A 19,671-nucleotide genomic window follows, 5' to 3' on the forward strand; every position below is an offset into this window, starting at 1 on the left:
AGTGGTCACAGAAAATTTTTCAGGTTCTTGTTGGAGTTCGTTTCTGCTTGTTCCAAACCACCCTAAACAAGAATTTATTCATTTACCGCAGTTTCGTCAACCAATACACCATGAACCACGAAACGTTTTGTTTCTCCCGCCTTACTACAGGTAGACAGTGTCACAACCTTCTGGTCTTTCGTCGGATGAATCCCCGTATCTTTCATGGAGGCCGCCACCATTCGGTCGATCAGGGCCTGCCATGCCTCATCCGGAAGATACCCTACGGTATAAACTTCATCATTTTCATCTACATCATAGTAGGAAAAGATCTGATAACGCTGCACTTTGTCCTCTGTATAGATATTGAAATACTGATTGTTTTCATAAAATCCCTCATCGTTTTTGTAACGTTTGAGATCTCCAAACATCGTCGTATTCCGCATGTTGTGCCCATAAATAATAGAATGATAGTCCGAAAAATTCGGACTATTCAACCCTTCCAGGAAAATACAGCCTGCAATATGATAATTTCCATAGATATCGCTGCGCAGATATTTTTCATCATCACCGGAATATAAAATCGGATAACTGATATGTACATCATTGTAATTATCGAAACGCAGCCATGCTTTGATATCTGGATTTTCTTTCTGAAGTGCTTCAAACTGGATTCTTGTTCCATCCTGCCAGAGTGCACCTGTTCCCCCACTCGGATTTACCACATATTTGGATTCCAATGTCTGGAATGTCTCTTCCGATTCCTGATAATCTTTATAAATTCCCGCAATTTTTACCAATGCAAAGATCATCACCGCCAACGCGATCAGAATAATGATCAACGTAACCGGATGTCGTTTTTTCTTTGTTTTCTCTTCCAAGTTTTTTACTCCTTACTCCAACACCATACATGGAATAGCTTCTTTCCGTTCGGATTTTCAGATAAAATGTACGTCTTCCATTGTATAATTCTATTTTTCACATTTAATATACTACTACCGGATAACCAATCTTCGCATTCTCATAGATTACTTTCATTGCACTGTACGGTGTGTTGACACATCCATGAGAACCACGGGTCTTGTAAATAGAACCGCCAAATTCGCTTCTCCAGGAAGCATCATGAATACCAACATCTCCGTTAAATGGAAGCCAAAATGATACTTCTGAATTGTAATCCTGACCGGTCAGTGTATAATTCGGCATTCTGGCGTCAATCGCCCACACGCCACCGGATGGAGTACTGTGTCCTGCAGCCACATTTCCGGTTACAACTGGTGTAGATACGATGCATTCTCCGTCTTTGTACATCCACATCGTCTGTGCTGAAATGCTTACTTCAATATAAGTACCACCAATATCATTCGTATCTCGGCAAATACCACTGTACAGGTAAACCGGCTCTACCGTTGTGGTCTCGCCTGCCAGCACCAGTTCTTTTAACTGTTCTACCGTCTTTTTCTTATTAATACACCAGCCGTAGTCTCCGCCTTTCAATTTAATCGTCTGACCACTGTGTGTGGTAAACTGTCTGCTCAAACCAAATGTATCATATTTCAAACCAAGTTGATGTACATACTCTGTAATTTTCTCATCATCCAGAGAATAAGAATAGTCATCTCCAAATGTGATCCAGTCAGCAATCTCATCACTGTCCACAACCTCTTTGCGATCGCTGAAATCATAAGTGATCTGTGCAGTTAGCAACTTATTGACATCCTCACACTCCTTCTGAAGTTTTTCATCATCTTTGTATATATTCGGTTTTACGTAGCAATCTGTCTCGTCCAGAGATACTGTCTCTGCACCTTCTTCTACTGCATGCTTGATTGTAGCATCTGTTTTGCTCATATCCAGCTGATTTCCCTGAGTCTCATCCACTACATGGAATTTTCCATCACTGAACTCCAGATGCGCATCCGTTGGAGATGACATATTTTCTTCCTGAATACATTTCAGACTTGCAATCTCCTGGTTCAGAGAGGCATCATCCACAACGATTCCAAGGTCAATCTCATTACCGGAAGTTGCCCCCATCATAAACCACAAAAATGCGTTCTGCTCATCAAACAGCTTATCGAGTTCTCCCTGATCATCATATTTCAGCTGAATATCAGACGCACTGATCTGCTCATCTCCATCCCTTGTCTGGATGGTCAGTGTATAAGCACTCAGCTTATCTGTAATTTTTTCTTTCATGGAAGCAACACTCTCATTGCGCAGGGCAATACCGAAAGCTGTTCCTTTGCTATAAAAATGTCTGCTGTAAAAAACAGTACCTGCAATATACAAAACTGCAATTACAGCAATTACAATGCCAATGATCATCCGAAGCTTTTTCTGACTGCTTCTCTGTCTTTTTAATTCCTGTCTTAATTTTGTCTTTTGCACAATTACTACTTCCTTTGTATTTTCTTTCCACTTATGCGTCACTTTTTCGCTAGTTATCTCATATTGTAACGCATTTTTATTTTTCATCAACCTTTCCTTGAAAAATTAATAAAATTGTAAAATATTACTGCGATCTTTTTCTTCATGATTTCAATTAGTCTGGTCCTATTCGTAACGAGTAATTTCTTTTTTTAACTGCCGCATAATCTTCTTCTCCAGCCGGGATATATAGGACTGGGAAATTCCCATCTGATCTGCCACTTCTTTCTGTGTATACTCTTTGCCGCCTGGACCAAGACCGTAGCGCAGTTCAATAATGTTCCGTTCTCTCGCAGACAATTTCGCAATGGCACGCTTCAGAAGTTTTTTCTCAACTTCCAGTTCCATGTCTTTATATATAATATCCTCCTCCGTACCAAGAATGTCGGAAAGCAGCAGTTCATTGCCATCCCAGTCCACATTCAGCGGCTCATCAAAAGATACTTCCATTTTCATTTTACTTGTTCTCCGCAGATACATCAAAATCTCATTTTCAATACACCGAGAGGCATAAGTGGCCAACTTGATATTTTTCCCCGGATTGTAAGTGTTGATAGATTTGATCAGTCCGATCGTTCCGATAGAAATCAGATCTTCCACACCAATTCCTGTGTTATCAAATTTTTTTGCTATGTATACAACCAGACGCAGATTGTGTTCGATCAGCCGATTGCGAGCCTCCTCACCGCCTTCCGTTCCAAGCTGCATAATGCAGTCATTCTCATCATCATGCTCTAAGGGCGCCGGAAGCACATCCGTTCCTCCTATATAATGCACATCATTAGATTTCAAAAAAAGTAGATTTTGTAACGTCGGAATCAGTTTCAGCTGAAATTTTCCCGGCACAGACACTTTCAAATACATACTCAGATACCTTTTACCCTTTCTATTATTTCCTGCTTTTGTAACTTAAAAATAATCTGCATTCAGCAAAAGCTGCACCTTCGGCCGCTGCATCACCTCTCCCTTGTGCAATCCAACCTCCGGGTACATGATCTGCCTGGCGGTTCCTCTGTGATAAATAGTCATACGATCCAATGTTATTACTTCCAGCGTTCCATCATTTTCATGAATCGTCCGATAACCAATGCGGTGTGTTTCTAATGTCTGACTTTCTGTGTGCAATGCTGTCAGAATTTCCTGTTGCAGGATTGACACCGGTCTTCCATTCTCCGGATCCCGCAGCAGATTTCCACTGTCACAGTACGCCTTAACCGTTATTTTCTGCTCCTGTAACCACAATTCCACCTGGCAGATTTCTCCGGTTACTCTTCTGCGGATCATGTAAATAACAAACATCACCGCCGTGAGTACCCCGGAAAACAGAATCTGTACCGTGCTGCTCCCAAAATACACTGCTATACTATTCTGCACTCCGCCCATCACAAAAATGACAAGATACACAGTCAGAAGTGCCCGCAGATAACCCACACGATCCTTGCCCCCGAATACCAGCAATGTCATCAGCGGGTGAACAGCTCCATGCAGCAAAATACTGCTCCACAGCATATTCATATGTAACAGAAAAACAATGGATAACAGCACGCCAAGTGTACATGTAAGAATACAGTGGACAACACGGATCTGTCGATTCAATATCACACCCGCCGCCAGCATGGCACTGACATCCAGCAATATATTTGTCAGGAAAAATATATCCACATACCATTCATAAATCACCTTTCACCTCCCTGCCTTTTAAGTATACAAAAAGCTCCGCGCATTTCTTGTCGAAATCGCGGAGCTTTTTAAGAATTCAAGAATACCCTCAACATTCTAGTTGCTCACCACCTGCAAAGGTGGGAGCCATCTCACATCTGATATATTCCTAAATCCGTATATTTTTATCTCTTTGTGTTTTTCAGAAATTCCGGAATCTTGATATCACGTGGTGCAACGGTCGGAGTTGGTTTCTGCGGACGCTGGATACTATTGAAGTTCTGAGCCGGTGTCACTGGCTGAACCGGTTTTACCGGTGTACCTGTTGTGCGGGCCATGTTCAGTGTATTTCCACCGTTGAATTTCATACCCGGCAAAATGCTCTGAGCCGGTGCTGCCTCTGTCTCAAGTCCTGTTGCGATAACAGTGATGGTAGCTGCATCCGGAATAGACTCATCGTATTTTGCACCAAAGATAATATTTGCATCATCTCCGGCAAGCTCCTGAACGTAGCTTGCTGCATCGTTTGCATCCATAAGGGAGATATCACCGGAAATATTGATGATCACGTGGGATGCACCATTAATGGTTGTCTCAAGCAGTGGGCTGGCAACAGCCATTTTAACAGCCTCGATAGCTTTGTCATCACCGGAAGCTGCACCGATACCGATATGAGCCAGACCTTTGTCTTTCATGACAGTCTGTACATCTGCAAAATCCAGGTTGATCAGAGCTGGTACATTGATCAAGTCTGTGATTCCCTGTACAGCCTGCTGTAATACTTCATCTGCTTTCTTTAACGCATCCGGCATGGTTGTTCTTCTATCAACGATCTCCAGAAGTTTGTCATTTGGGATAACGATCAGAGTATCTACGCTCTCTTTCAGATTCTCGATTCCATGAATCGCATTTGTCATACGTGTTTTTGCTTCAAATTTAAACGGTTTTGTAACAACACCTACCGTAAGAATTCCCATATCCTTTGCGATTTTTGCTACGACAGGAGCAGCACCTGTTCCTGTTCCGCCGCCCATACCGCATGTTACAAATACCATATCAGCGCCTTCGATGGCCGCTGTCAATTCTTCTGCGCTCTCTTCTGCAGCTTTCTGTCCGATCTCCGGCTGAGCTCCTGCACCAAGTCCTTTGGTCAGCTTCTCACCAATCTGGATCAGCGTCGGCGCCTTACATAAAGTAAGTGCCTGCTTGTCCGTATTGATTCCGATGAACTCTACACCGCCAATCTTCTCATCTATCATTCGGTTTACGGCATTGTTTCCAGCGCCGCCAACTCCGATTACAATTATTTTTGCGCTGGACTCAGCCCCTATTGACATGATTTCAACCACGATAATCCTCCTTTTATCCCTCAAACGGAATATCTTATATTATATTTCATAACATTTCTGCCATTCTCTTTGCTATATCTTTTATAATATCTTTTTTTCTGAAAATAATCAACTATAAAATCCCGATAATTCGGTTTTTTTACTGACCTTCTGCTGTATCGGCAGTGTTTGTATCCTGCGTATCTGCCTGATCACCGGATTTTTCACCGGATGTGTCCTGCAAATCGCCCTGGTTGTCTATTTCGCCACCAGCAGTGTCTGTCTGATCACCGGTATCCTGTGTATCCGCCGCCTGTCCTGGTACCGTCTGTACATCATTTGGGAATTCAATCAGTTCACCATTGCGGAAATAAATATCCGTATTATTTTCTGACCAGGTTTCCAGATGCAGCATTCCGCTTGCGCCATCTAACTGCGGTAAGATCTGATCCATGCGCAGGATTTTCTCATTCAGATCCGTACCGGAGCCAAGATTTACCTGAATCTGTCCATAATTCAGATATATATTGCTGTTCTGAATCAGGATTGTCTCCGGTATCCGCTCATATTTTTTCAGTAACTGTGTCACATTCAGCAGACTTCTCAATAACTTACTGTTATCTCCAATGGACAATTTCTTATATAATTCTGCAGTATCCACAGAAAGGCCGCTGATCTTGGTAACTCCCTCAATGATCTCGGAAGAAATTTCCACTACAAAACCGTCTTTGTCGAAATATGCATTTTTTCCCAGTGACGGCACATAGATATAACCGAGAATTCCTTTTTCCACGACTGTAATTTCCAGCTTCTGCGGAGACTTCAGGTGAATCTGCAGGGAATCCACAAACGGAATTTCTTCTGTCTTATTCAGTTTATTTTCAAAGTAAACATACAGTGAATTCCAGGAATATTCCTTGTCCAGTACCCAGTCCTCGATCTGTTTGTCACTGTAGATTTCATTTCCTTTTACGGTAACATTTTTTACCACAAATACTTTCCACACCAGAATTGCTCCCAGTGCGATCACAAACGCTATAATCAGAAGGGCGGTCAATATGACACGCCCGATTTTCTTTCTTCTTCTCTTTTTTCGCATACTGCTCTCTCCCGGATTTCTGCCTGTACATTACTCAACCGGATGGCTGGCATCAAATTTGATATGCCGCGATACATTCAGCACCAGTCCCATCTCCGTGAGCAGGATTGCAATGGATGTACCTCCGTAACTGATAAAAGGCAGAATAATACCTGTATTTGGCATCCAGTTTGTTACAACCATGATATTCAATACAACTTGCAATGCGATATGCCCCATAACACCGACAACCACCAGTGCAGAAAACAGATCCGGCGCGTTGTTGGCTATAACCATGCACCGCCATAACAGCAGTACAAAAAGCAGCATGACGCAGATTGCGCCAAACAGCCCCAGTTCTTCACAGATGATCGTGAAAATAAAGTCATTCTGTGCCTCCGGAACATAACCAAGTTTCTGCACGCTGGCTCCCAGACCTTTTCCGAACAGTCCACCGGAACCGATCGCATACAATCCCTGCAGTGTCTGATATGCTTTATCCGGAAAATCTTCCGGATGAAGCCATGCTTTGATACGTTCCGCACGGTAACCGGCCATATTGATACCGACCACCATCAGCACTACGGCAACGCCGCCGAGCATGATAAACTCTTTGTATTTCGGACTGACCACAAATATCATGATCACCGCAATACCTGCCACAATAATGGCAGTACTCAAGTTGCTGACTGCGATGACACCAACCATTGGAATTACAAAGAGCAGTATCTTTATGATTGATTTCAGATCCTTGACCTGTTTAGGAATCTTACTGAGCAAAACTGCCATAAAAAGGATTACGGCAATTTTTGCGATCTCTGACGGCTGTAACTGGATCGGACCAATTTTCAGCCATCGTGCGGATCCGTTGGAACTCTGACCGACGAGGATAACTGCCCCGCACATCAGCAATGATAAAATATATGCCGGAAATGCCAGCTTTTTCATCCAGCTCTGCGGCACATAACTTACCACGAACATTCCCATAAATCCCAGTACCGCACAGCCTGCCTGACGCTTCAGATAGTGCATCGGATCGTTAAATACGTCCTGCCCCTCGTAAGCGCTGACGCTGTAAAGCATGACCAGACCAAATCCCACCAGAAAAATAATGATGAAAAGCAGACTGTAATCAAAATATTTTGTTGTCCCGGCGTTTTCCCTTCTCTGCGGGGCACTGGCTGCCCTTGCGCGGTTTCTGCGGTTACTCATTTAAATTACTCCTTTAAAGCATGAACCATTTCTTTAAACATTTTTCCACGAACTTCATAGTTCGGGAACATTCCCCAGCTTGCACATGCCGGTGAAAGTAATACAGCATCTCCGTTCTCGGCATTTTCATAACAGATATCTACGGCCTCCTGCAGGCTGTCTGCAAACACATAATCATGGAATCCACAGGCATCCGCTGCCGCAGCTATTTTTTCTCTGGTCTGACCGATCAGTACCAGTTTCTTTACTTTTCCATCAAAACTATTGATCCACTCGGTATACTCGGACTGTTTGTCATAGCCCCCGCCGATTAGGTAGGTCGGACGGTCCATTGCCTGAATGCCTTTGATGGCAGCATCTGGATTTGTACCCTTTGAATCATTGTAGAAACGAACACCACGTTTCTCTGTTACATACTCAATTCTGTGCTCTACTGCCTGGAACGTACGCAGTGCCTGACGGATATGTTCCATGGACACGCCATAATTTAAGGCCATTGCTACTGCAGCCATTACATTTTCATGATTATGGCGGCCAAGGATATTCAATTCATCAGTAGAAAATACTTCTTCTTTCTGGCTGTCATGAGCATAGATGATCTTATCACCATCCAGATAAATTCCCTCTTCCAGCGTTCTGAGACTGCTGAAGAATACAATATGCGCAGATAATTCTTTTGCGCGCTCTCTAAGCACTTCATCCTCATAATTTAATACACAGGTCTGCTCTGGTCCCTGATTTTTCGCAATGCTGAGTTTTGCAGCTATGTAATTTTCCATTGTATGATGACGGTTCAGATGATCCGGTGTGATATTTAAAATGGCAGACACCTTCGGACAGAACTCATCGATGGTTTCCAGCTGAAAACTGCTGATCTCTGCAACCGTTACGGTATCATCCGTATCTTCTGCAACTACACCGGTATAAGGAATTCCGATATTTCCTACTACATGTACGTGCGGGAATGCAGTCTTCATGATCTCACCAAGCAGTGCAGTGGTTGTAGTCTTACCATTTGTACCGGTAATTGCAAGCACATCACCCTTTTTACATCGGTAAGCCAGTTCGATCTCACCCCATATTGGCAGTCCGGCCTCTCTCAGACGGTTCACGATTGGAAGATCCACAGGTACACCAGGACTTAATACAACCAGATCCAGTGCTATTTCCACTTCCTGCGGGAGTTCTCCCACATATAATTCCGGTGTCTTTCCTGCCTCAAAGTTTTCCAGTATATGCGCTTTATCCAGCTTTTCATTTCCATCAAATAAAACGACGCTTGCTCCGGCACTTTCCAATAAATTTGCTGCCGCTACTCCACTGATACCGGTTCCGAATACCAGTACTTTTTTCCCTGTGAATTCCATTGTCACATTCCTCCAGATTATTTTTCCTCAAGAAAGTGTGCTTTCACACACTTTCGCAAATAAAGTTATCAATAGCACATCTTTCTTGTCCGCGCCGAGCACGATTGCGGAGCAATAATTTCTCCTTGTGCGAGTGTGCATCTCTTGCACAAAGTACATTTCACCTATACAATACCAATATATGCAATCAGACAAAGAATTGCTGTCACGATTGAAAATACTGCAACCACACGGGTTTCAGACCATCCACCAAGTTCAAAATGATGATGGATCGGTGCCATGCGGAAAAATCTCTTTCCACCTGTTTTCTTAAAATATACGACCTGAATCATAACGGAAATGATCTCGATCCAGTAGATCAGTCCGACGATCAGGATAAAGATCGGCATCTGCATCATATACGCAGCTGCTGCCACGAAACCGCCCAGAGCGAGAGAACCGGTATCTCCCATAAATACGCTGGCCGGATATACATTAAACAGTAAAAATCCAAGCAGAGCGCCGACAACCGCACAGGTCACCGGTGCAATACCTGCACCTGTTCCGACTGCGATCACGGAAAAGAATGTCGCAACCAGAATTGTTACGCTGGAAGCCAGACCATCCAGTCCATCCGTAAAGTTTACGCCGTTTACTGTACCGATCACTGCAAAAAACAGAATCGGAACTGCAAGCCAGCCAAGTTCCAGATAATGTCCTTTGCTGAATGGGATCAGCATAGACAGTGATACGTCACTTTTTACAAGATATACTGCAAATACAGCTGTCACAACGATCTCACAGAGCATTTTCTGCCATGCAAGCAGTCCGTCGGATCTGCGCAGTACAACTTTCAGATAGTCATCTAAGAATCCGATGATTCCAAATCCGACTGTCACAAACAGCACCGGAATAATCTTCGGATATCCCTTTACATAAAACAGGGAAGTGATCACTACCGCGATAAGGATCATGATACCGCCCATGGTCGGGGTACCATTTTTCTTCTGATGGGACTCAAGTTCCTCTCTCTCTGTATTCCCAATTTTCAATTTCCGTAAAAACGGAATCACGACCGGTCCTAACACTGCTGTGATCGCAAATGCCAGCAGTACCGGAATAATTACCTGATATGTCATTTTCACACCTCTTCTTACTTCGGCATCTCCCAATGTCGATTGTATGTTTTTTACAGTCTAAGTAGTATCATACGTCTTTTCTATTTGTTTGGCAACTCTGAATATCTGCCAATTTTCACTCCTGGGCGGAGTCCTCTGTCAGCACATTTTCCATCTTTTCTATTCCAAGATACGGAAGTGCATTTTCAAAAATCTCTTTCATCACCGGTGCCGCTACCGTTCCACCGTAATAAATGCCCTGTGGATCATCAATCACGATCAGACCGATCACCTGTGGATCATCCGCCGGTGCAAAACCGAGGAAGGAAGCAATATATTTGTGCTCACTTCTCGGAAATGTCTGTGATGTCGCCGTCTTTCCTGCAATGGAAAAACCTTCCACTGCTGCTTTTTTTCCGGTTCCTTCTGAAACCACCTTCTCCAAAAGAGAACAAAGCGTTTCAGAGGTCCCTTCATTCACCATCCCCTCCGTTGTATCATAGGTAAAGGTGTGGATCGTCTCTCCTTTTGCATTCTGTACCGACACTCCAAAGTGTGGTACCACCCGGGTTCCACCGTTGATCAGAGACGATACTGTCGTGATCAGTTGGATTGGGGTGATCTGAAAAGACTGTCCAAAGGAGATTGTTGCCAGTTCCACCTGTCCTATCTTGTCTTTTTTATGCATGATCGTTGCCGCCTCACCCGGTAGATCGATTCCGGTTTTGCCCAGCAGCCCGAACTGCTCAAAGTAATGATAAAAATTGTCTGCGCCAAGCCGCAGTCCCAGTTCAATAAATACCGGGTTACAGGAATTCATAATTCCCTGAGTAAAGGTTTCTGCCCCATGTCCTGTTGTTTTATGACATCGGATTCTACGATCCTCTACAATTTTGTATCCGGGACAATAAAAAGGATCATCCACTGTCACCACATGCTGTTCCAGTGCCGCAGCCGTGGTAATAATTTTGAAGGTGGATCCCGGTTCGTAAGTATCATTGATACACGCATTTCTCCACATCTGGTTCAGAAGATCCTGTTTTTCTTCCTCAGGAACAGCCTTTTCCACATTCAGTGTAAACGGATTATTGAGATTGTACTCCGGTTCATTGACCATGACCAGTATCTCACCATTTTGCGGATTCATCAAAATCACGGATACACCATCTGCTGATTTTTCCTGCATCACCTTCTGTGCTGCCTGCTCACAGTAATTCTGAAGATTATAATCCAGACTAATGGTCAACTGATTACCTACTGCAGGCTCTATCCTGCGTTCACCTTCTGCCTCCAGTTCTTCACCGAAAGCATTTGTCTGCGTCAGGATCTTTCCATCTGTCCCCGCCAGCCATTCCTCATATTTTACTTCCAGTCCGACAATTCCCTGATTATCTCCACCGGTAAAACCGATAACTTTGGAAGCCAGCGTATCATAGGGATAATATCTGCGGTAGTCAGCATCTACTTTTACGCCGTCCAAGTGGTAGGACAAAATCTCATCCCCTGTCTCTTTTGGCACGTTGGAACAGACTCTTTCTATGGAACTGACCTTTTCCACACGCTTTCGCACGTTTTCCTCCGGCAGCTCCAGCTCCTTACACAATACCCGGATTACCTGCTCCGGATCCGTCAGCTGACTGTGGATCACGGATATGGTACAGACGGACTGATTATCTGCCAGCACAATACCATTTCGGTCTGTGATTTTTCCACGGGCTGCTTTGATACTGCGTTCCCGTTCGTGCAGATTCTGCGCTTTTTCCTCATAATACTCTGACTGAAATACCATGAGATAGATCAGCCGCCCAAATTGTGCACACATTGCCGTTACAATGATCAGCATCAGTGCCACAATTTTCTTTTTTTGAAATGTTTTTAAATGCTGCATAAAAAGCCCCAGAACATCCCTTTCTTACAGGATATTCCTGATATTTGCTCCTTATGCCCGGCAAAACACCTTACTGACCGCTGGTACTGTCCTCTGTACTCTGCGGAGCCTGCGTCGGCACCTCACTGTCCATGGACTCGGTCGTTGTCTCTACCGGTGTACCTTCACCGGTGATTCCAATACCTTCGTTTACGCCGGTTTTTTCCTCATCCGGATAAATTCCCATATATGGGAGTGCTTCTTTTAAAATTTCTCGGGCAATACTCTGTGCATAATAGCTGTGCGCCTGATCGGCTGAGTTTGCCTCATCTACTACTACATATATCGCAACCTGCGGATTATCTGCAGGTACCGATCCAATAAAGGATACCAGATATTTTCTGGCAGAACGCGGCAGTTTCTGCGCCGTACCGGTTTTTCCACCCATGGAATAACCGTCTACTTTTGCTTTTTTACCGGAACCATTTACTACAACGCCCTGCAAATACTGACGAATTGTTGCTGAAGTTTCCTCGGAAATGGTTTCTTTGATCAGTGTCGGTTCGATGTTCTGTACTGTATTTCCGTTGGAATCCTCAATCTTGCACACCATATGTGGCTGATAATATTTACCTCCGTTGATCAGGGAACAATAGCCTGCGATCATCTGGATCATCGTTACGTTATAACTCTGTCCAAAAGAGTTGGTTGCAAGGTTGATAGTGCTTAACTGATCTTCTGAATAAATCAGAGAATCGGTTCTTGCTTCACCTGGCAAATCGATGTTTGTCTTTAATCCAAAATTAAAAATCTGCTGATACCGGCTGAAATTGGCAGGTCCGATGAGATAGGACATCTGCATCAGGGCATCGTTACAGGAATTTTCCAGAGCCTGCTGAACCGTCTCCATACCATGTCCGGCCTTTTTGATACAGCTGATATGATGACCGGAAATGCTCTCTCCACCATCACAGTAGAAAGTCTCGTTTCCTGTCAGTGTACCACTGTCAAGACCGGTCGCAACAGTAAATGGTTTTGCGGTGGATCCCGGCTCATAAGTGGATGACACGCAGAAATTATTCCATACCTGATTCAGCAATGCCAGATGGTGGATCTGTTCCAACTGTTCTTCACTGTAATGCTCGTTCAGAGCTGCACTCCACTGATCATCTGTCATGGCATTGATTTCATCCAGACTGTAATATTTCTTCAATTCCACACGTTCCGCCTGTTTGATGATTGTTGCGCGTTCGTCATCAGTAAAGTACTTATCCGTATCTGCATCCCATGGATTCTGCAAACTGAAGGTACGGTTTGTAGCCATAGCCAGCACTTCCCCGTTGTTCGGGTCCATCATGATAACGCCAATATTTTTGGCGCCTTCATGGGAAGAATCCTTCATAGCATTGTTAAATTCCGCAATCTTACTCTCCACAATGGACTGCAGGTTCGCATCAATGGTGGATACCACGTTACTACCATCTGTCGCGTCTTTAACCTTGATCTCATAATTGGAATCAGAGTTTACATATCCATATTCTTTCCCGTCAATTCCATTTAATGTACTGTTATAATAATCCTCCAGACCGCCGATTCCTTCATTACCGGATGTGGTAAATCCAAGAATGGAGCATGCCAGAGAATCATACGGGTAGTTTCTGATATATTCTTTTTCAAACCAGACACCTTTGATATTTTTGCCAGTTTTTTTGTCATTCTGTAACGACTCAAACTGGGCGATCTCATCGTATGGCAGTTTCTTGGCGAGAACATAATACCGTTTTTTCGGATTTGCACTGACGTAGCTGCGCAGTTCTTCGGTATCCAGTCCAAAACACTGATTTAATGCAGACAGTGTTGGTTCTAAATATGCCTCCCTGGATGTTAGAACACTACAATCTAAAATGACATTGTAAACATCTGTACTCGTTGCAAGAACGGTCCCCTTTCTATCTACAATGTCACCCCTGCGGAATGGTATGGTCTTGCTGCTGTATTCCTGCTGGTTCAGCACGATCTTTGCATACTTGTCACCGCTTTTTAATTCAATATACGCCAAACGTCCCACCAGGCAGATGAGAACACCTGCAATGGCAATGAAGATGATCAGCATCTTTGCCTTCATTCTGGTGAGAAATTTATAGGTCTTTTCTTTTTTTCTTCGTCTTCTGGGTCTCATTCGCTCTCCTCCACAGGATTAATTGGATGGAATTTCCCCATACTGGTTCATGTAATCACTATTTTCCACAGAATAATAACGAACCTGCTCACTCCCCGGTGTCACCATGCCAAGACCTTTTGCTGCTTCACGCACCTGATCCAGATTCATGGTTGTCTCCAGTCTCTTTTCAGCAGCCACGTTGTCTGCTTTCTGCTCTGCAATCTGACTTTCGATGGATGCGATATTTGCCAGTCTCGTTGTCACATCAGACTGCAGATGGATAAATACTGCACATACGATAAAACAGACTGCTGTTGCCGTAACCAAGAATGCCACATAACGGCGATCCATTGCCATTGCTCTCTGCTGATTCTGCTTTGCCGCATTTCTTCTGATCCGTTCTCTGCGCAGTTCCTCACGGCTTTTTTCTACCTGCTGCTCTCTTCTTGCAGGTGCCAGTTCCCGTTGTCTGACTACGTTTCCTTCAATATATGCATTGTGTCGATATTGTCTGTCTCTACTTTCCATTTTTCTTATACACCTTCTAAATTATTTTATAAATATAAGTTGTCTTTATCTTCGCTCAAACACACGCAATTTGGCGCTTTTTGAACGTTTATTGTGTTCCAGCTCTTCTTCCGACGGAAGAATTGGCTTTCTTGTAATGGTTTTCCCCAATGATTTTTTTCCACATACACACACCGGAAAGTTTGGCGGGCAGGTACATGGGTTTTCATTTCTTTTAAAATTCGTCTTGACAATGCGATCTTCCAGGGAATGGAATGTGATAATACACAGACGCCCTCCCGGTTTCAGCATACGAATCATCTCATCCAGAGAATTTTCCAGCACATCAAGTTCATGATTCAATTCAATACGAATGGCCTGATAGGTACGTTTCGCCGGATGGCCACCGGTTGCACGAATCTTTGCCGGAATCGCCGCACGAATAATCTCATTCAGCTGCCCGGTTGTCTCAATCGGAGCCTTTTCTCTGGCCTGTACGATATGTTTTGCAATATTTTTTGCGAATTTATCTTCTCCGTAATCACGGATCATACGATAAAGTTCCTGTTCGCTGTATTCTGCCAGGATATCCTTCGCTGTCAGGTTCTGACGTTGATCCATTCTCATGTCCAGCGGAGCATTTTCTTCTTTGTAGGTAAATCCCCTGGCCGGTTCGTCCAACTGATAAGAAGAAACACCCAGATCCAGCATAATGCCGTCCACCTGTTCAATGCCGATCTCACGCAGACGCGCCGGCATCTCACAGTAATTACTGCGAATGATCGTTACTTTATCTTGAAAAGGTTCTAATCGTTTCGTCGCGGCTGCAATCGCATCTGCATCCTGATCGATTCCGATAAGTCTTCCTTTTTCTGAAATTCTGTTGCAGATCTCATAACTGTGACCTGCCCCGCCCAGCGTGCCATCCACATAGATGCCATCCGGATCAGTGATCAGATTACTGACGGTTTCATCCAGTAATACTGATATATGCGAAAAGTCCATATTTCGCCTGCCTCCTGTCAGTTCGGTTATATTCCCAGACCAAGTTCTGCCATATGTTCAGCAACTTCGTCCATATCTTCATACTCATTCTCACCCAGCCAGCGTTCCTTACTCCAGATTTCCACACGGTTCAGGACACCGACCAACACTGCTTCTTTTCCGATTCCCGCAAACTCGCGCAATACAGATGGAATCAGGATTCTTCCCTGCTTGTCCACTTCACAGTCAGCAGCTCCCGCAAAGAAGAAACGTGAGAACTTACGTGCATCTTTTGTGGTCAACGGTAATTCACGGAATTTATTTTCGATGTTCTCCCACTCTTCGTTCGGATATACAAAAAGGCAGCCATCCAGCCCTTTGGTGACTACGAATATCTCTCCCAGTGATTCACGGAATTTTGCCGGTACAATCAATCTGCCCTTGGCATCTACGGTATGATTGTATTCGCCTTTAAATCCGCGTCCCATCGAAAACCCCTTCCTTTCCGGTTTATCTAAACGGTGTTTCGGTTATCAACAAAGTTATCCACATTATCCACTTTCTACCCTTTCACACCACTTTTCACCACTTTTATTTAAATAGTATAGCATTTACCATTAAAAATCAATAGAATTTTGCGTTCCAAAGCAAAAAAAATGCCCAAACAGACTCTGCTTGAACATTTTTCCCAGATTATTCCATTTTCAGTCCCCACCAGGCACTCTTTTCTCGAAAAAAAGCTGTTATGCTTCCTGATAATACTGCTCCAGCAGCGCATCCACACGTTTGCTCTGCTCATACACCGCATCATGTTCCAATCCGTTTTGTAATACCAGTTCCTCCAGCATTCTTTTTTCCTGACGAATCATTTCCATCAGTTCCGCTTTTTTCTGCATTCCATCTCCTCCTGAATGTCTTCCTCCACACTATGTACCCTGACATAATATATCTTTGTCCTTGTGTTCTACTCTGATGTATTTTTATTTTACAGGCTGCATGCTCCGGAAAGAAACATCTTCCCTCCGGGATCATGCAACTATATTTTACTATTATTATTTGTTAAAAGTCAAATATAAGTTGTCGACAAAACTCGACATGCCTGCGCACATTTCCGCTAACGACAGCAAAAATCTGCACACTCGGTTTCTCGACAGGTACAGGCCTGGCTTCCACCTCCGATTCCAATACTCTCCGCGCAACATTTGCAGTCACGGTTGTGTACGCAACTGGATGCTTCGCAGTCAATATCTACCGTGCTGCTGGCCTGGCTCACAGAGTTGCTGGCGCTCCCATTTTTTCCGCGGAAACTCTCGCAACAGGTGTCGCTTGCCTTTTTCGCATTGGAACCTCCCACGGTAATATCTTCTTTTGCACAATAATGATCCTGATTATACAGACAACTTGTTACTGAACAGTCTAACTGTGTCATTGCAAAATCCTCCTTTGATTTTTATACAAAGGCAGTATGTGCAGGTTAGCCGGATTTATACCTGTGCTGCTGTATTTATAAAAAAATACCTGTGGCAAAATCATTTTCCTTTCGCCACAGGTATCAATATGTTTCATATTATAATATTAGAAGAAACCCAAAAAATGTTTTTAACAATTTGTCTTATTTGTTTCTTCCGCAGCATTTTTTGTATTTTTTGCCGCTTCCGCATGGACACGGATCGTTTGGATATACTTTTGCTTCTTTAATGATTGTTCCGGATTTTTTCTGCTCTGTATATAACTGTTTTAATTTTTCCTCCGGGAAAATCTCTTTCCACTGCGGAAGTTCATACAGCCAATCTGCTTTTGCTTCTACCATATTTTTGTAAAGTTTCTCTTTGTCAAATGCAAGACTTACATGGCTGTCCTCTGTCAGATCCTCAAGTTCATTCGGAGTAACAAGACTCTCATCGATTCCATCAAGGAAACCAACCATAGCCATAACTTCAATATCAAAATGCTCTGCCAGCTCTTTGACAGTTCCTTCTACTACCTCATCCGGATTGGAGAGAAGTTTCTCATATACGCTTTTCTCAATTGCAAAATAACGACTCCAGAAATTCTGAAGCTGACCTCTGTCTGCTTTTTCATTAAAGGCAACTGCCTGCCAATCCTGTAATAATCCCATTATTTTTACCACCTTTTGTTTATTTTATTCGTCATTACGCGCTATCGCATGTTTTAGTATACCTCATGTGCACTATGTTTGTAAACTCCATTTTTATGAATAAAAATGTTTTTCCCGGCCATACTTACAGTAAGACGGCAGATATTTTAATTACCCCCATACATCTACCGTCCAGGCCGGTATACCGGCACAAAAGACAAGTTTTTTAACTTATCCTCCCCTATTTATGACAGGAAAGCTCTTACTTTCCAATCCAAAGAGACCGCCACGGATTTTATTTTCCGTGACGATCTCTTTTTCTTGTAACCTGTGTACTTATAAACCTGGATACTTATTTTCTGTATGCAAGTGCATTCCATCTCAGCTCGTTTTTCAGCTGACGGATATTCGTATCTTTATCAATATAAACAGCTTCAATACCCATTGCATCTGCCCAGTCTCCCATCTGCTCAGCTGTCAGATCATAGGAAAATGCCGTATGATGTGCACCACCTGCAAGGATCCATGCCTCTGCACCAGTAATCAGATTTGGCTGAGGTGTCCAGAATGCAGTAGCAACCGGAAGCTTCGGCATTGGTTTTTCTGTTTTTTTGCAATCCACATCGTTGATGATCAGACGGAAACGGTCGCCAAGATCAATCAGAGAAGTTGCAATACCAGGACCTGTCTTTGCAGTAAATACTAAACGCGCCGGATCTTCTCTGTCACCCATAGACAACGGCTGCTCTTTGATACTGATCGGACCATCTGCGATACTTGGGCAAACCTCCAGCATATGAGCTTCCAGAATGCCTTCTTTGCCAGGAACGAGATTATATGTATAATCTTCCATAAAGGATGTTCCCTTTGCGTCTTTCATTCCCTGAGTCATAATCTTCATAACGCGTACCATGGCTGCTGTCTTCCAGTCACCCTCACCGCCGAAACCGTATCCTTTTTCCATCAGACGCTGGATAGCCAGTCCCGGAAGCTGTTTCAATGCTCCCAGATCTCCGAAATGAGTAACGATTGCCTGGTAGTTTTTCTCCTCAAGGAAACGCTCAAATCCAATCTCGATTCCAGCCTGAACTGCCACATGTTTGCGGAATTCTTTTTCATCTCTGCCTTCTAACAGGATCTGATATTTGCTGTAATATTCTTCTACTAATGTATCAATATCCGCCTGAGAAACAGCTGCCACAGCCTCAGCGATCTCATTTACCGGATAAGCATCTACTTCCCAGCCAAATTTGATCTGTGCTTCTACTTTGTCTCCCTCAGTAACCGCTACATTTCTCATATTATCCGCGATTCTCATAACACGGATATGACTGCTTTCCACAACGCCTACTGCGGTACGCATCCAGGAGCCAATCTTTTTCTGAACTGTTTCGTCTTCCCAGTAGCCAACTACAATCTTACGCTCCATACCAAGACGGCTGAAAATATGACCATACTCACGATCTCCGTGTGCAGACTGATTCTCATTCATAAAATCCATATCAATCGTATCATATGGAATTTCACGATTAAACTGTGTATGCAGATGAAGCAGTGGTTTTCTGTATTCCTGCAGGCCGAGGATCCATGATTTTGCCGGTGAGAAAGTGTGCATCCATGTAATGACACCTGCACAGTTTTCATCATTGTTTGCCTCGTTGAATGTCTGACGAATCAGTGCATTTGTAATCAGTGTAGGTTTCCAGACAACCTCATACGGAAGATTTCCGGATGCATTTAAGGCATTTACGATAATTTTTGCGTGTTCTGCCACATGGTTCAGACACTCGTCTCCATATAAATCCTGGGAACCTGTACAAAACCAAAATTTGTAATTTTTCTGCTGAATCATAATATATTTTCCTCCTCATATATATCGTTTCTGTTTTGTAGTTGCAATTTCA

Annotated in this window: 18 protein-coding genes; all 18 read right to left on the minus strand. The window is 43.5% G+C overall.

The features are described 5' to 3' along the window. Positions 1–74 precede the first annotated feature (74 nt). The gene (gene srtB / locus Q0I54_RS06585; protein ID WP_296117428.1) at positions 75–860 is read right to left on the minus strand and encodes a class B sortase; all 786 of its coding nucleotides are present in this window, start codon (positions 858–860) and stop codon (positions 75–77) included. A 103-nt stretch (positions 861–963) separates the two neighbouring features. Continuing rightward, positions 964–2,457 (minus strand): L,D-transpeptidase family protein, encoded by a 1,494-nt coding sequence (locus Q0I54_RS06590; protein WP_296117429.1) that lies wholly within the window; start codon positions 2,455–2,457, stop codon positions 964–966. A 78-nt stretch (positions 2,458–2,535) separates the two neighbouring features. Next, the gene (sigE, locus tag Q0I54_RS06595) at positions 2,536–3,273 is read right to left on the minus strand and encodes an RNA polymerase sporulation sigma factor SigE (protein ID WP_296117430.1); all 738 of its coding nucleotides are present in this window, start codon (positions 3,271–3,273) and stop codon (positions 2,536–2,538) included. Positions 3,274–3,318: 45 nt separating this feature from the next. After that, positions 3,319–4,089 (minus strand): sigma-E processing peptidase SpoIIGA, encoded by a 771-nt coding sequence (locus Q0I54_RS06600; protein ID WP_296117433.1) that lies wholly within the window; start codon positions 4,087–4,089, stop codon positions 3,319–3,321. A 164-nt stretch (positions 4,090–4,253) separates the two neighbouring features. Next, positions 4,254–5,417 carry a cell division protein FtsZ gene (ftsZ, locus tag Q0I54_RS06605; protein WP_296117435.1) on the minus strand — a complete coding sequence of 388 codons (1,164 nt, stop codon included), beginning with the start codon at positions 5,415–5,417 and terminating at the stop codon, positions 4,254–4,256. Between the two features lie 139 nt (positions 5,418–5,556). Then, positions 5,557–6,495: a cell division protein FtsQ/DivIB gene (locus tag Q0I54_RS06610; RefSeq protein ID WP_296117436.1), complete on the minus strand. Its 939-nt coding sequence runs from the start codon at positions 6,493–6,495 to the stop codon at positions 5,557–5,559. Positions 6,496–6,525: 30 nt separating this feature from the next. Further along, on the minus strand, positions 6,526–7,686 hold the full coding sequence (locus tag Q0I54_RS06615; protein WP_296117438.1) for an FtsW/RodA/SpoVE family cell cycle protein: 1,161 nt from the start codon (positions 7,684–7,686) through the stop codon (positions 6,526–6,528). A gap of 5 nt (positions 7,687–7,691) precedes the next feature. Continuing rightward, entirely contained in the window at positions 7,692–9,053 is a 1,362-nt protein-coding gene (gene murD, locus Q0I54_RS06620) for a UDP-N-acetylmuramoyl-L-alanine--D-glutamate ligase (protein ID WP_296117440.1), read from the minus strand. Positions 9,054–9,217: 164 nt separating this feature from the next. Further along, positions 9,218–10,171: a phospho-N-acetylmuramoyl-pentapeptide-transferase gene (mraY, locus tag Q0I54_RS06625; RefSeq protein WP_296117441.1), complete on the minus strand. Its 954-nt coding sequence runs from the start codon at positions 10,169–10,171 to the stop codon at positions 9,218–9,220. A gap of 115 nt (positions 10,172–10,286) precedes the next feature. Next, on the minus strand, positions 10,287–12,038 hold the full coding sequence (locus tag Q0I54_RS06630) for a penicillin-binding protein 2 (protein ID WP_296117443.1): 1,752 nt from the start codon (positions 12,036–12,038) through the stop codon (positions 10,287–10,289). Positions 12,039–12,108: 70 nt separating this feature from the next. Further along, positions 12,109–14,196: a penicillin-binding protein 2 gene (locus Q0I54_RS06635; RefSeq protein WP_296117444.1), complete on the minus strand. Its 2,088-nt coding sequence runs from the start codon at positions 14,194–14,196 to the stop codon at positions 12,109–12,111. An 18-nt stretch (positions 14,197–14,214) separates the two neighbouring features. Continuing rightward, positions 14,215–14,706, minus strand: coding sequence for a hypothetical protein (locus Q0I54_RS06640; protein WP_296117445.1), 492 nt, complete (start codon positions 14,704–14,706; stop codon positions 14,215–14,217). A 45-nt stretch (positions 14,707–14,751) separates the two neighbouring features. Further along, positions 14,752–15,690 carry a 16S rRNA (cytosine(1402)-N(4))-methyltransferase RsmH gene (gene rsmH / locus Q0I54_RS06645; protein ID WP_296117446.1) on the minus strand — a complete coding sequence of 313 codons (939 nt, stop codon included), beginning with the start codon at positions 15,688–15,690 and terminating at the stop codon, positions 14,752–14,754. 26 nt (positions 15,691–15,716) lie between these two features. After that, entirely contained in the window at positions 15,717–16,157 is a 441-nt protein-coding gene (gene mraZ, locus Q0I54_RS06650) for a division/cell wall cluster transcriptional repressor MraZ (RefSeq protein WP_294783210.1), read from the minus strand. Positions 16,158–16,412: 255 nt separating this feature from the next. Continuing rightward, on the minus strand, positions 16,413–16,565 hold the full coding sequence (locus tag Q0I54_RS06655) for a Spo0E family sporulation regulatory protein-aspartic acid phosphatase (protein WP_296117448.1): 153 nt from the start codon (positions 16,563–16,565) through the stop codon (positions 16,413–16,415). Between the two features lie 218 nt (positions 16,566–16,783). Further along, a complete protein-coding gene (locus Q0I54_RS06660) occupies positions 16,784–17,098 on the minus strand; it encodes a DUF1540 domain-containing protein (RefSeq protein ID WP_296117450.1) in 315 nt (104 codons plus the stop codon). Positions 17,099–17,281: 183 nt separating this feature from the next. Beyond that, on the minus strand, positions 17,282–17,788 hold the full coding sequence (locus Q0I54_RS06665) for an SEC-C metal-binding domain-containing protein (RefSeq protein WP_296117452.1): 507 nt from the start codon (positions 17,786–17,788) through the stop codon (positions 17,282–17,284). A gap of 331 nt (positions 17,789–18,119) precedes the next feature. Then, entirely contained in the window at positions 18,120–19,619 is a 1,500-nt protein-coding gene (gene araA, locus Q0I54_RS06670) for an L-arabinose isomerase (RefSeq protein WP_296117453.1), read from the minus strand. Between the last annotated feature and the right edge of the window lie 52 nt (positions 19,620–19,671).

The organism is uncultured Eubacterium sp. (genome assembly GCF_934295145.1).
In the GTDB taxonomy this organism is placed as follows: Bacteria; Bacillota; Clostridia; order Lachnospirales; family Lachnospiraceae; genus Eubacterium_I.